Annotated in this window: 13 protein-coding genes; 7 read left to right on the top strand and 6 right to left on the bottom strand. The window is 71.7% G+C overall.

Annotated elements, in window-relative coordinates:
- Positions 1-10 precede the first annotated feature (10 nt).
- From HB370_RS39960 to HB370_RS39950, 3 genes are all read left to right on the top strand, one after another.
- Positions 11-505, top strand: coding sequence for an SRPBCC family protein (locus tag HB370_RS39960; RefSeq protein WP_167513173.1), 495 nt, complete (start codon positions 11-13; stop codon positions 503-505).
- Positions 506-669: 164 nt separating this feature from the next.
- Positions 670-1,158, top strand: coding sequence for a TetR/AcrR family transcriptional regulator (locus HB370_RS39955; RefSeq protein WP_167513396.1), 489 nt, complete (start codon positions 670-672; stop codon positions 1,156-1,158).
- A 262-nt stretch (positions 1,159-1,420) separates the two neighbouring features.
- Positions 1,421-4,183 (top strand): AAA family ATPase, encoded by a 2,763-nt coding sequence (locus HB370_RS39950; RefSeq protein WP_167513172.1) that lies wholly within the window; start codon positions 1,421-1,423, stop codon positions 4,181-4,183.
- Positions 4,184-4,242: 59 nt separating this feature from the next.
- Here the strand turns inward: HB370_RS39950 and HB370_RS39945 are convergent, their stop codons facing one another.
- Positions 4,243-5,049 carry an alpha/beta hydrolase gene (locus tag HB370_RS39945; protein WP_167513171.1) on the bottom strand — a complete coding sequence of 269 codons (807 nt, stop codon included), beginning with the start codon at positions 5,047-5,049 and terminating at the stop codon, positions 4,243-4,245.
- A gap of 317 nt (positions 5,050-5,366) precedes the next feature.
- Here HB370_RS39945 and HB370_RS39940 point away from each other — a divergent pair, with 317 nt between their 5' ends.
- Both HB370_RS39940 and HB370_RS39935 read left to right on the top strand, forming a co-directional pair.
- The gene (locus HB370_RS39940; RefSeq protein WP_167513170.1) at positions 5,367-5,834 is read left to right on the top strand and encodes an SsgA family sporulation/cell division regulator; all 468 of its coding nucleotides are present in this window, start codon (positions 5,367-5,369) and stop codon (positions 5,832-5,834) included.
- 159 nt (positions 5,835-5,993) lie between these two features.
- Complete coding sequence (locus HB370_RS39935) at positions 5,994-6,422, top strand: Ohr family peroxiredoxin (protein WP_167513169.1); 429 nt, start codon at positions 5,994-5,996, stop codon at positions 6,420-6,422.
- 431 nt (positions 6,423-6,853) lie between these two features.
- Here the strand turns inward: HB370_RS39935 and HB370_RS39930 are convergent, their stop codons facing one another.
- Positions 6,854-7,411: a hypothetical protein gene (locus HB370_RS39930; protein ID WP_208974483.1), complete on the bottom strand. Its 558-nt coding sequence runs from the start codon at positions 7,409-7,411 to the stop codon at positions 6,854-6,856.
- A 129-nt stretch (positions 7,412-7,540) separates the two neighbouring features.
- On the opposite strand from HB370_RS39930, the gene HB370_RS39925 reads away from it, so the two are divergent.
- Entirely contained in the window at positions 7,541-8,059 is a 519-nt protein-coding gene (locus HB370_RS39925; protein WP_244405904.1) for a sigma-70 family RNA polymerase sigma factor, read from the top strand.
- Positions 8,060-8,210: 151 nt separating this feature from the next.
- A complete protein-coding gene (locus tag HB370_RS39920; RefSeq protein WP_167513166.1) occupies positions 8,211-8,600 on the top strand; it encodes a peptidase inhibitor family I36 protein in 390 nt (129 codons plus the stop codon).
- A gap of 104 nt (positions 8,601-8,704) precedes the next feature.
- Here HB370_RS39920 and HB370_RS39915 read toward each other — a convergent pair whose 3' ends face one another.
- The 4 genes from HB370_RS39915 to HB370_RS39900 form a co-directional block, all read right to left on the bottom strand.
- Positions 8,705-9,154, bottom strand: coding sequence for a cupin domain-containing protein (locus HB370_RS39915; protein WP_244405902.1), 450 nt, complete (start codon positions 9,152-9,154; stop codon positions 8,705-8,707).
- Positions 9,155-9,195: 41 nt separating this feature from the next.
- A complete protein-coding gene (locus tag HB370_RS39910) occupies positions 9,196-10,437 on the bottom strand; it encodes an ATP-grasp domain-containing protein (RefSeq protein WP_167513165.1) in 1,242 nt (413 codons plus the stop codon).
- 23 nt (positions 10,438-10,460) lie between these two features.
- A complete protein-coding gene (locus HB370_RS39905) occupies positions 10,461-11,720 on the bottom strand; it encodes a hypothetical protein (RefSeq protein ID WP_167513164.1) in 1,260 nt (419 codons plus the stop codon).
- A 142-nt stretch (positions 11,721-11,862) separates the two neighbouring features.
- Complete coding sequence (locus HB370_RS39900; RefSeq protein ID WP_167513163.1) at positions 11,863-12,549, bottom strand: TetR family transcriptional regulator; 687 nt, start codon at positions 12,547-12,549, stop codon at positions 11,863-11,865.
- Positions 12,550-12,631 lie beyond the last annotated feature (82 nt).

Below are 12,631 nucleotides of genomic sequence, written 5' to 3'. Positions count from 1 at the left end.
GGAAGACCGGATGCCCGACACCTCGGACAGCCATCCGGACATCCACTGGCCGTCGGGTTTCTCGCCCGAGCAGGCCCACGGTTTCTGCCAGGCCCAGGCCGTCGTGCACGCGCCGCCCGACACGGCCTTCGCCCTGCTGGCCGATGTGCCGGGGTGGCCGGAGTGGGTTCCGGGCATCACCGAGGCGCGGGCCGGTCCGCTCGCCAGGACGTACGAAGTGCTGTTCCACGGGCAGCGGTTCGAGGTCTTCATGGGGGAGCGGGTGGCGCCCCGCCGGCTCGGCTGGTCGGGGGTCGGCGCAGGGGTTCAGGTGTACCAGGCCTGGCTGCTCACCGCCGTCGCGGACGGCACTCACGCGGTGGTCGCGAGCGTGGTCCGCGGCCCTGCCGCGAAGTCCCTCGCCGCGCCGTCCCCCGCGTGGGAGCAGCACCTGAACACCCTCTGGCTGGCACAGCTCAAGAGACTTTCCGAGAGCGCACCGGGCGGGGCGGCGCGTACGCAGTGATCACACCGTCAGACAACCGTCACTCCGATGTGGCCGTTCCTAGGGTATTAGGCACAGCATTGATGCGATTATCCCCTCAGGCTCCACATTCGCTGGTTAGACTCGGTGCTGTGAGAGCCGACGCAGCACGCAACCTCGAAACCGTCCTGACCACCGGCGCGCGCATGCTCGCCGCCGACCCGGGCGCGAGCATCGCGAGCATCGCCGCCGAGGCCGGCGTGGACCGGCGCACCGTCTACCGCCGGTTCGCCTCCCGCGAGGATCTCCTCGCCGCCATCTACGAAGCCCGGCTGACGGCCATCGAGAAGGCCATCGAGGACGCCCGGCTGCGGGAGGCACCCGTGGCCGTGGCCCTGCACCGCTACGTCGAGAACATCATCGCCGTCAACCGCGCCTGGCCCGTGGACCTCGCCCGCATGCTCGCCGACGAGAGCGTGCGCGCACGACGTGACGCGGCCGTCCGCGAGGTGGACGCCTTCCTCGAACGGGCCACCGACGAGGGGCTGCTGCGGCCCGGCCTCCCGGAGGGATGGGCGAGCGCGCTCCTGCCGGACCTCATGCACCTGGTGTCCCGGCAGCGTCCCGAACTGAGCCCCGGCCAGGCCGCGGACGTCGTCGTCGACACGCTGCTGCACGGCCTCGGCGCCTCCTGACCGGGCGACGGGCCCTCGCGGTCCCGGTGTGGCGCTGAGACACACATGGCACCGACTCACACGTGTCGAAGTGGCCGTGCCGGACCGGTGCGACCCACCGGCAACATCCGGCCATGAGCGGGACAAACGTGTCCGGCCATACCCGGTATCGAAATTCCCGTGGGACCTCTAGCCTTTCGTGTGAGGCCGGCACATGGCGGGAGTGGGCGACGACCATAACGTGTGAGCCGGGCCCGTCCAGCGGGGAAGGAAGTGGGGGACGATGGAGTCGATCGCCGGAACGACAGTCGGCCGCGAGCGCGAACAGGAGGCGCTGTCCGAGTTCGTGACGGCCGCCGGGGGCCGGGCCCTCGTCCTGCACGGCGACACGGGCGTGGGCAAGAGCGCCCTGCTGGAGCACGCCGCCGCGCTCGCCGAGGGCGAGCGGCACCGAGTCGTCCGGGCGGCCGGTGTGGAGGCCGAGTCGCAGCTGCCGTTCGCGGGCCTGCACCAGTTCCTCCACCCGCTGCTGCCGCACATCGACCGGCTGGACGACGTCCACCGGGAGGTGTTCGACGTCGTCTTCGGCCGCGGCGAGGGCTCACCTCCCTCGGTCATGACCCTCGGCATCGCCGTCCTCGACGTGCTCTCGCTCGCCGCTTCCCAGCAACCCCTCCTCCTGGTGCTGGACGACGGCCAGTGGCTCGACACCTCCAGCATCGAGGTGTGCGGATTCGTGGGGCGACGGCTCACCGGCAGCTCGGTGAAGCTCCTCGTCGGCCTGCGGTCCGACGTGACCTCCGGTTTCGACACGGCCGCGCTGCCCCGGCTCGCGGTACCCACATTGTCGGAGAAGGCGTCCGAGCAGCTCCTGGACCTGCGCCATCCGGGGCTGGACCCGGTGATCCGGCGTCTGGTGCTCGACGAGGCCCAGGGCAACGCGCTGGCCCTGCTGGAACTGCCGCCCCATGTACCGCGCGGCGGCCGCCCGGCGGCCAACCGGGAGGCCCTGTCCGGCTACCCGGGCGTTCCCCTGCCCCAGCGCCTCCAGCAGGTGTACGGCGACCGCATCAGGGCGCTGGGCGACGGCGTCCGCACGGAGCTGCTGCGCGGCGCCCTGGACGGCGTCGGAGCGGGAACGGCGGCCCGGCACCCGCGTGGCACGCGCTACCGCATGCTGGACGCGGACGAGGCCGCGGCCTGCGGTCTGCTGGACATCGATCCGCTCAGCGGCGACTTCGTCTTCCGGCACCCCTTGGTGCGCTCGACCGTCGTCCAGCTGGCGACCCCCAACGAGCGGCGCGCGGCGCACGCGGCCCTCGCCCGGGTGCACCGTGAGGACGTGGAGCGGCGTGCCACGCATCTGGCGGCCGCGACGGTCGACCCGGACGAGGAGGTCGCGGCGGCGCTGGAGGCGGCGGCCGAGTCGGTGATCCGGCGCGGCGGGGCGATGGTCGCCGTGTCCTGGCTGACCCGCGCGGCGGAGCTGAGCGAGCGGCCGGAGGAGCGGTCCAGGCGGCTGGGGGACGCGGCGTTCGTCGCCGGTCACGCCGGTCTGCTCGGCCGGGCCCGGCACCTGGTCCCGGGGCCCGTGCCCGGCGGCGGCCACTCCCCCGCCTCGGTGGTCGCGGCCGCCTACGCGGCGCTGTACGAGGACGGGGACGTACGGTCCTCGCGGCGCCATGTCGTCGCGGCGATCGAGGACCTGCGGGACAACGGCGTCAAGGACTCGCACGAGGTGCTCACGCGGCTGATCAACCTGCTGCTGGCCATCAACCAGTACGCGAGCGACGAGGCCGCGTGGGAGCGGACGCACGCGCTGCTCGACACCCTGGGCGAGCTGGTGCCCGCCCATTCCCGCATCTACCAGGACGCCTGGGGGGATGTGGTGCGGCGCGGCGCCGGTGTGCGCGAGCGGGTGGAGAACGCCTTCGCCGCCCTGCGCGATCCGGAGCCGTGGGATATCACGCGGCTGGGCGTCGCCGCCTATCACGTGGACGTCCTCGGCCAGTACCGGCCCCTGCTCCAGCGCGCCCTGGACCGTGAGTCCGGGTCGGGCGCCATGGCGACCAGCATGACGATGCTGCACCAGATCATGCTGGACCAGATGGCGGTCGGCGAGTGGGACGAGGCCGAGCGGACCGGGCAGCAGTGCCTGGACCTGGCGACCTCTCATAGCCACATGCTGTTCGCGCATCATGCCCGGGGGTATCTGGGTCTGCTGGCGGCGATGCGCGGCCGAAGCGACGTCGCCCGCCGGCACCAGGCGGCCGTCGACGCCTGGGCCCGGCCGCGCGGCGTCGGCTTCCTCACCCAGATCGCGGACGCCACCGGCACCACCGCCGCCCTCACCGAGGGCGACTACGAAGCCGCCTACCTCCACGCCATCGGCATCACACCCCCCGGCACCTTCACCCCCTACGCCCACCAAGCCCCCCGTACCCTCCTCGACCTCGTCGAAGCAGCCCTCCACACCGGTCGCCACGAACAAGCCCGCGCCCACGCGCTCGCCGCCCGGCAGGCCCGGCTCCCCGAGATCTCCCCCCGCCTCGCCGTCGTCACCCACGGCGCGCTCGCCATGACCGCCACCGACCCCGCCGAAGCCGGCCACCACTACCACCAAGCCGAAACCCACCCCGCCGCCACCTTCCCCTACGAACTCGCCCGCATCCGCCTCGCCCACGGCATCCACCTGCGCCACACCCAAGGCCGCAAAGCCGCCCGCCTCACCCTGACCCTCGCCACCGAAACCTTCGAACGCCTCGGCGCGCCCGCCTGGGCCGAACGCAGCCGTGCCGAACTACGGGCCGCCGGCGCGTCCCCGCTCGCCTCCTCGGCACACCTGGCGACCCTGACCTGGCAGGAACGCCGGATAGCGGACCTGGCCGCCAGTGGTCTGACCAACAAGGAGATCGGCGCTCGTATGCACCTGTCACCCCGCACGGTCAGCTCACACCTGTACCGGGTGTTCCCCAAGCTGGGCATCACCTCCCGCGCCGCGCTGCGCGACGCCCTGGCCAAGCTGCCCGACGGCCAGGACGCCTGAGAGCTGCGGGTGGTGGCGGTGCCCGGCGGCGGCCCGGGGTTCCCTTCGCCGGCCGCGCGTCAGCCCTGCGGGGGGTGGGCCCGGATGCCGTGCTCGTCCAGCCAGCCGAGCACGTAGTCGGCGACGAAGCGCCATCCGCTGTCGATGACCAAGCAGTGCCCCCGGTCCGCGAACTGCTTCAGGTCGGTGACGGCCGTGGTGTCGCCGTACTGCTTGTACACCGCGCGGGTGGCCTCGTCCGGTACGAGTCGGTCCTCCTGTCCGGAGATCAGCAGGAGCGGGCCGCGTCCCGCGTTCCCGACGTCCGCCACGGCGCGCGGGCTGCGGGGAGCACCCGCGCACCCGAGGTCGGCGAGCAGGCGGCGCGGTGCCGGGACGGCGTAGCGGTCATGGAGCCGGTCGGACTCCTCCGCTCCGAGTGTGCTGGCGAAGAGGTGGTGGAACTGTTCCGGCGACAGGGTCACCAGTTCGCCGGCGGGGTCGCACCGGCCGGGCGGCGGCAGTCGGCCGGGCGACGCGGGCAGCGGTATGTCGTTGACCGGGGCCGGGGCGATGGCGACGGCGGCTTGGCCTACGTCGGCGGTGACGAGGTGCTGTGCGATGAGCCCGCCGACAGAGTGTCCGACGATCACCGGCGCGACGTCGAACGACCGCACGATCGCGGCGTAGTGCTCGGTCAGCGCGTCCAGACCGACCCGGCCGAGCGGCTCCGGTGACGTGCGCACGTCCGGGGCGGTCCCGGCCTCCCCCGGCCAGCCGGGTGCGAGGGCGAGGAAGCCGCTGCCGGTGAAGAGCTCGACCCACGACTCCCAGCAGAGCGCGTGCAGCCACACGCCATGGATGAAGACGACGGGAGTACGTTTCACGGCTGGCACCTCCGAGCACGACGACCATGGGCACCGGGGCACCGGCGGCTGTCTCAGCATCGTTCAGACAGGGGCCGGGGACGACAGTCGAATGACTTAATGTCGGCGGCCCTCGGCGCGCGCAGGCCGAGTCGACCCCAAGGGGTGTCCCGGAAGGGACGTGCCGAGGCGGACGGCGGTCCGGCCGGCGGGCGCCGGTCGGCGCGGGAACCGACACGGCAGGTCGTGTCCGACGGTCAAGTTACTTATGTACGGCGCTTCCACGCGGACGAGAGTGGGCCGGGCCAGCTTCCGCAGCAGGGAAGGACCCACCCGTCATGAGCGGCGACCAGCCAGGTGTACAGAACCGCCGGACAGCACCGCACGGTTGTCGGCGGCTGTCCTTGGACATCGAGCGCGTGCTGGACGTCTCGGCCCGGCAGGCGATCAGGGCCGAGTTCCGGTACGACCCGGCACTGCCCCTGACCGTCTCGGTGGAACTCCTCGCCGAGGGCGGCCCGCGGGTGCTGTGGCGGATCGGGCGGGACCTCCTGCAACAGGGGCTGTACGCGATGAGTGGCCTCGGTGACGTCCAGATGTGGCCGTCGAGCCTGGAGGAGGGGGCCACGGCACGGCTTCAACTGGCCTCCGGGGACATGGCGGCGCTGTTCGAACTGCCCATACCGCCGCTGGCGGCATGGCTGGAGCACACGTACTCCCTCGTGCCCGCGGGCCAGGAGCTCGCCGGAGTCGACTGGGACGTCACCACCGCGGACCTGCTGCACGGTCCGGCAACCCCGGAATGACCACGGCGGAGATCCGCGACCCACTCCATGCGTCACCATCTTGACTGGTGACGCATGGAGTTGCCATGATGACGTCACCACCTCAACCGGTGACACAACAAAGTGTCCTGGATCGGGAGGTGGGTGAAGACCTGTTCGCATCAGATGGGGAGCCCGGTCATGGCAGTCAGCTACACCGCCGTCGTCGACGTCGACGGAGAAGGCCGCAACGGCGGTCGCGTTCACTCCTCCGACGGTCTTTTGGAGACGGGCCTCGCCCTCCCCAAGGAACTGGGTGGCGCCGGCACCGCCACCAACCCCGAGCAACTCCTGGCCGCCGGCTGGGCCGGCTGCTTCCTCGGCGCCCTGCGCCGGGCCGCCACGACCCGCGGGATACGGCTGACCAGCACCAGCATCACGGCCGAAATCACTCTCACCCACGGCGACGACGGTGAATTCACGCTCTCCGCGGTCCTCAGCCCGGTACTCGGCGGCGTCGACCAGACCACGGCCGAGGAACTGACGCGGGCCGCCCACGAGATATGCCCCTACTCCAAGGCCACGCGCGACAACATCCCCGTCGTTCTCGACGCCACGGCTGCCGCCTGACCCCCTGACGGCGGGTCCCGTGCCACTTCCCCCGGCACGGGACCCGCCCCCTCTCCTCCCGCACCGCCCACCGAAGAGCGAGGGCAGGACATGGCTTCCATGACGCACTCATTCGCCCGGAAGACCGGACATCGCCGTTCCGTCCCCGCACCATCGCCATCACTCCCTGAAGGGGTGACTGAGAGCATCGATCGCGGAGCTGCGCCTGTTACTGCCGGAGTCCCACAGGTACCCGCAGGGCCGGACGCCATACAGGTGTGGAGCTGGTCGGCGGGCGTGGCCCTGTCGGGGTACGGACCGACGGCCTCGGACTTCCTGTGATACCGGGCCCGGGGAGCACCGCCCCTGCGACGCACCGCGACGAGGGGCCCCTCCCCGTCCGGCCACGACACCCGTCCGCACGGCACGCCGACGGGACGAACGGATGAGTGTCAGTGGGCGTCGCCCGTCGCGGCCTCCCCCGGCCGCACCAGGGTGTACATGACGGAACGCTGCTGCTTGTGACGCCGGATGCGGCCCTTGGCGACGAGGGACTCGAGGGTGTTCCGCACGACTTGAGGCGTCGGGTGGCGGTCGGGGTACTTCTCCATGAGCTCGTCCCGCAAATCCTTTGCCCGGCGCGGCTCCTTGTACTGGCCGAGCAGCTCGGCGAGCAGGTCACCGAGCAGAGGCTGACGCGACTTCCCCTTCGCGCCGGCCTTCGCCGCCCTGCCCGCGCGAGCGGTCCGCGCCGGCGCCGGGCGCCGCGAGGCGGGCCTCGACTTCGCGACGGCGGGCTCGTCCTGCATCTGCTCGGGCAGACGGGACGCGTCCGCGAACCCTTCGTACCGCTCGGCGAGGCTCAGGATGTCCTTCAGGAGGGCCTCCTGCTGTTGCAACACCTTGATCCGCTCTGTCAGCTCCTGCTGCAGGCGGCGGTTCTCCTCCAGGTCCGATGCGGCCTGTGCCACGTACCGCGACCGGAGCGTGGCGGCTGACTGGCTCGTCACAACCGTTCACTCCCTCGATATGGACGACGTTGCGCATGGTACCCACTCACGTCGACATGTCGCTCCCTCGGATCGCAGGCCATTTACGCACACGTGTCACTCCACTGGATCAGGATGGTTCATCACGCCATGGCTACCCCCCGCACCGATGTGTCCCGGTCCGAACTGCTCGGCGTCATCATGAGGGAGCACCGCGAGGGCCTCGTTACGTACGCCGAGAAGATGCTGGGTGACCGCGGACTCGCCGAGGACATCGCGCAGGAGGCCGTCATCCGCGCCTGGCGGAGCATGGACCGCCTGCTCGGGATGGAGGGATCCGTGCGGGGCTGGCTCTTCACCGTGACCCGGCACCTGGTCATCGACTGGGTGCGCAAGCCCCACGCCCGGAGAGAGGTCGTCGGGGACGCCTGCAACGACCCGATGCCGGGTGCCGACGGCACCGGGGCGGTGCACGACCGTCTCGTGGTCCGGCCGCTGCTGCGCAAGCTGTCGGCCGAACACCGTGCGGTGCTGGTGCACATCTACCTGTGCGACCGCACCCTCCAGGAGACCGCCGGCATCCTCGGAGTACCGGTCGGCACCGTCAAGAGCCGTCAGCACAACGCCCTGCGCAAGCTGCGTGCCGTCGTACGGCCCGAGGCGGCCTGAGGGATGCCGTGTCGGCCGTGGCCGGCCCGTGTGACATATCCACGTGAACCCGGGGCCCCGCCTCAGCCGTGTACTGACTGACCCGGTGGCACGTAAGGCCCTCCTCGTTCCGGCGGGCCGTCGTGTCACACCTCCGACCGGAAGGACAACCATGCTCGTTCGTTCCCTCGCGGCTCTCGCCTGCGGCGCCGTCGCGACCCTGGCTCTCGGCGTCTCCCCCGCCTCCGCGGCGCCGGCCGCGAGCTGCGACGGCGCCCTCGTGCTCTGGGACAACATCAACTACAACGGCACCCACATCTGCTTCGGCTCCTGGGAATCGGAGAGCGACCTCGGCAAGGTCTCGGCGCTTCCCAGCGGGAGCATGCAGGACAAGACCTCGTCGGTGCAGAACTTCACCGACTCGGCCTTCTGCCTGTACGTCGACAACAACTACTCGGGCGACCGGTTCACGGTGGACGCGCACACCTCGATCGTCGACATGAGGGTCCCGAACCCCTACTGGAACGACAAGATCAGTTCCGTGCGGCCCGGCTCCTGCTGACGGCTTTCACCGCGTGCGTCCGCGCCGAGCCGCTGGTGGGCGGCTCGGCGCGGACGTGTGTGCCATGGGGCATTTTCGCTTCGGCGGGGCCCTTCCGGACCGCTCTAGTACGTCGTCACGAGGGGCTTGGTCGCGTCGACGACGTATGTGGAGAGCATCATCGTCGTGACCGTGCCGACGTTGCGGGCGTTGTGGATCGCGCCGTCGGGGATGAAGAACGGGTCGCCGGTGCGCAGCCGCAGCGGCGGCCGGTCGTCGAACTCCATCAGGACGTCGCCCCGGATGATGTAGCCCACCTCGATGCCCGGGTGGCTGTGCCGGCCCGACTCCTTGTGCCGGGGGATCCGCACGAGCGTCTGCACGGCTTCCCAGCCGTCGGCGGGCGAGGGGTGCTCCTGGAGCAGGGTGCGGGTCACACCCGCGGTCGGATCGGAGTCCGCGGGGAGACGGGCCGGCCCGGCCGCGGTGGCGGGGGTCGACAGGGCCGCGGCGCCGAGGGCCCCGGCCGCGGCGGCGCCGCTCGCACGGAGCAGATGGCGTCGGTCGAACATCATATGTGTGTCCTCACTCGTGTAGGGCGGACGTATGCCGCCCGCTAGGGGGTGTCGATCTCGTACATGGCGGCACCGTCCAGGTACCGCACGGTGTTCAGGTCGCGTCGCAGTACCGCCTCCACGGGGTGCCGCAGGCTCAGGACGACGGGATACGCGAGGTCCCACGTGGTGGCCGTGATCTCCTCGCCCGGCCGGACCAGCAGCGTCAGTTCGCGTACGCTCTCCAGCTTCCGTACCTCGTCGAGGGCGCGGTAGCGCATCAGACGGCCGGACGCGGGTGACACCAGGGCCGCCCATGCGGCGGCGGTCCTGCGCCGGTACGGGGTGCCGGCCCGGGCGAGGAATCTGCGCGGCCTGACGTAGGCGTCGACGGCCCACTCCAACTGGCCCTCGCCGATGGCGTCCGCGACGTGGTACGGCAACCCGGACGGCCGCGCACCGGCCTCCACCAGCCGGGGCCCGGCCGGCGTCAGCTTGATCTCCAGGTGGGCGGGGCCGTGGCGGATGCCGAGGGCGTCCAGCACCCGGAAGGCGTAGGGCACCAGTTCGCCGGTGCACGGGTCGTCGCCGTCGAGCAGGATCTGCGCGACGACCAGGTCCCGGACGCCGTTGGCCGTGACGCGGTCCGTGCTCCAGACGTCGGTGACGGTGTGCACGCCCTCGCAGCTCACCGTGTTGACGATGTACTCGGCGCCGACGAGGTACTCCTGGGCGACCACCTCGGTGATCCGCTCGCCGAGCGCCGAGGTCTCGTCACGGAGAGCCGCGAGCGCGGCGGCCGACTCGTCGGGCGAGTCGCAGAACCGCACGCCGTGGCCCAAGGCGCCGCGCAGCGGCTTCACCACGGCGGTCCGGCCCAGGTCCGCGTGCCAGGCGCGCAGCTCCGCCTCGTCGCCGGTGCGCAGCTGCCGCATCGCGGGCACGCCCGCCGCCCGGACGCGCTCGATCTGGAGGTACTTGTCGCGCCGGGTGGCACTGAGCGCCGTGCCGTTGGACGGCAGCCCCAGCCGCTCCGCCAGGGCGTCGGCCAGTTCCACGCCCGACTCCCGGCCGGGCAGCACGGCGAGCGGCCGCAGCCTCTCCAGCCTCCCGGTCAGGTCGTCGAGGTCCCCCACGTCGAACAGCGTGTGGCTGAACCTTGCCGGGTCCACGGGAGCTGCTCCCGGCAGAAGGTCCGGCGTACTGCGGACGTGGATCACCGCGCCGCCGACCGCGGCGAAGGCGTCCACATAGCGGTGCGATGTGCCGAAGGCGTCCACGACGGCCACCTGGAAGTCGGGCATACGGTGTTCGTTCCTTTCGCCGGTCAGTCCGTGACGGGGCCGAGGGTCTCGGCGACGCGGCGGCGTGCCCGCAGCAGCCGGTGCACGGCGTTCGTCAGGACGTTGTGCACGCTGAAGCCGGATGTGCCCAGCTCGTCGCCCCGGCCGTCACCCGGCCCGGCGCCCCCGAGGAAGTCCCGTTCGCCGTCCTGGGCGAGGATGCCGCGCCGGGTGGGCCTCGCGGAGGGTTCGAACGCCTCCGGTATCGCCTTCCTGGTGACGCCCAGGTGCACCATGCGGAAGTCCACGAACGTGTCGATCACGCCGAGCAGCGCGACGGCGGCGCGGCGGTCGGGTTTCAGACGGCCGTCGAGCACCGCCTGTACGACGTTGTCGCCGGCGCGGGACCGCTCGCGCCACTCGGAGACGACGGGCCGCGACCACGCCGGGAAGTACGCCAGGGACTGGTCGAGGTACAGCTCGTACAGCGGGGTCGGTGCCAGCAGTGCCAGTTCCAGCAGCTGCACGCTCGGCATGAACGCGCCGCTCGCGCCGCGGGCACCGCTGGGATGGCTCATGTGATAGCGGCGGAACGCCTGGAACGCCTCCCTGGGCAGCCTGCCGTACTGCGCCATGTACCGCCGGAAGTCGTCGAGGCCCCGCAGCGCCTCCTCCAGCGCGGCGGCCTGATCCACGGCGTCCGGCTCCAGCACCAGTGAGGCCAGGCGGTCGAAGGCGCCGCGCGCCGCCGGTTCCGCCAGATGGTGCCCGAGGTAGAAGTCGCGTTCCAGGAGGCCGAGGTCGCCGTCGGAGAAGACCCTGATGTGCCCGGTGCTCTCCCACTCGGCGCAGTTGACGTCGATGAGGAGTTCATAGCTCATGTGCGGGTCGAGCGAGGGATACCGGTCGCACTGCGCCGCCAGGGCTGCCAGCAGCGGACGCGGGAAGGCCGTCGGGCCCGCCGGGAGGTATCCGTTGAGCATGAACAGCAGGTCGAGCTGGACCAGGCGCGCGGAGGGCGGATCGGTGGCGAGCGGTCCGTCCTCCGCGCCGGCCGCGCGCAGCACGCGGCACTGCTCCGCCGCGAGCTGTTCATACGTGCTGCGGCCCTGGGCGACGGCGGCCAGGCCGGCCGGCAGCCGGTTCAGCACATAGGGCCCGAGCGGGGAACGTAACAGGGAGCCCGCGTCCCGCACGGGGCCGCGTCGCGGACGCTCCGGCGGTTCGTGACGGGCCGTATGCCCCTGCGGGGAGAACAGGTCTTCCTTCTTCACCTTCGCCTCCATGGTGCGGGCACGTCTCATGGAGGGAACGAGACCGGGGGCGGGAAAGGTTCATCCGGCACCGAAAAAACACGTGTGAAGTGCAGGGCGCAAACACGTGCACACCAAGTGTCCCGCGCCGCCGCGCGTCGCGACCGTCACCTGGTGCGGTGTGCGGTGCGCGTCACCCGAGGGTCAGCAGGCCGGTGACGGCGACATGCAGAGTACGGCCCAGTCGCTCGGCGAAGTCGACCCGGGTGTGGGCGAGTCCGGGGTCCCGCTGGGCCTCGGCGACGGCCGGTGACGGGTGGGCGAAGGGCCACAGCCCCGCCGTGCAGACCACCGTCAGCGAGACCAGTTCGACGGCGCCCGCGGGGGTCAGCTCGGGGAGGTGATGCCGTAGCAGGTCCGCCAGGTCGCCCAGCAGCCGGATGTGGGCGAGTTTGAAGTCGCGCACCGACTCGGCGGAGATGTTCCGCTCCAGTTCGGGGCCCAGCGAGCTGAACAGCTCGCACAACAGGGTCCGCCGGGTCAGGGAGCGGGCCAGGGCGTCCATCAGCGCCTGGGACGGCACCGGTCCCCCCGACGCGCCGGACGCCACGGCGGGCGCCAGTTCGGCGGGCAGTTCCTCGATCCACTGCGCGAGGTTGCGGTTGAGCAGTTCGAAGAAGACCGCTTCCCTCGTCTCGAAGTAGCGCACCACGTTGGTCTTCGACAGGCCGACCCGCCGGCTGAGCTCCCGCAGGCTGATGTCGCTGACGGGCATCTCCGCCAGGAGCTGGGTGGCGGCGTCCAGGATGGCCCGCTTGCGGACCTCGCGCTGCTCGGCACTGCGCGCGCGCTGGAATTCCGTAGGCCGGTGGTCTGTCATCGTCGCTTCCTCGGGGAACGTGCCGGCGGCCCGCGCCCGGCGCCGCCCGCGGCAACCCTAAGCCCCGCCGGTGCGGGCACCG

It is taken from the genome of Streptomyces sp. DSM 40868 (assembly GCF_011820545.1).
Classification (GTDB): Bacteria; Actinomycetota; Actinomycetes; order Streptomycetales; family Streptomycetaceae; genus Streptomyces; species Streptomyces eurythermus.
The sequence above is the reverse complement of the archived record's forward strand: the minus strand, read 5'-3'. Positions and strand labels throughout refer to the sequence as shown.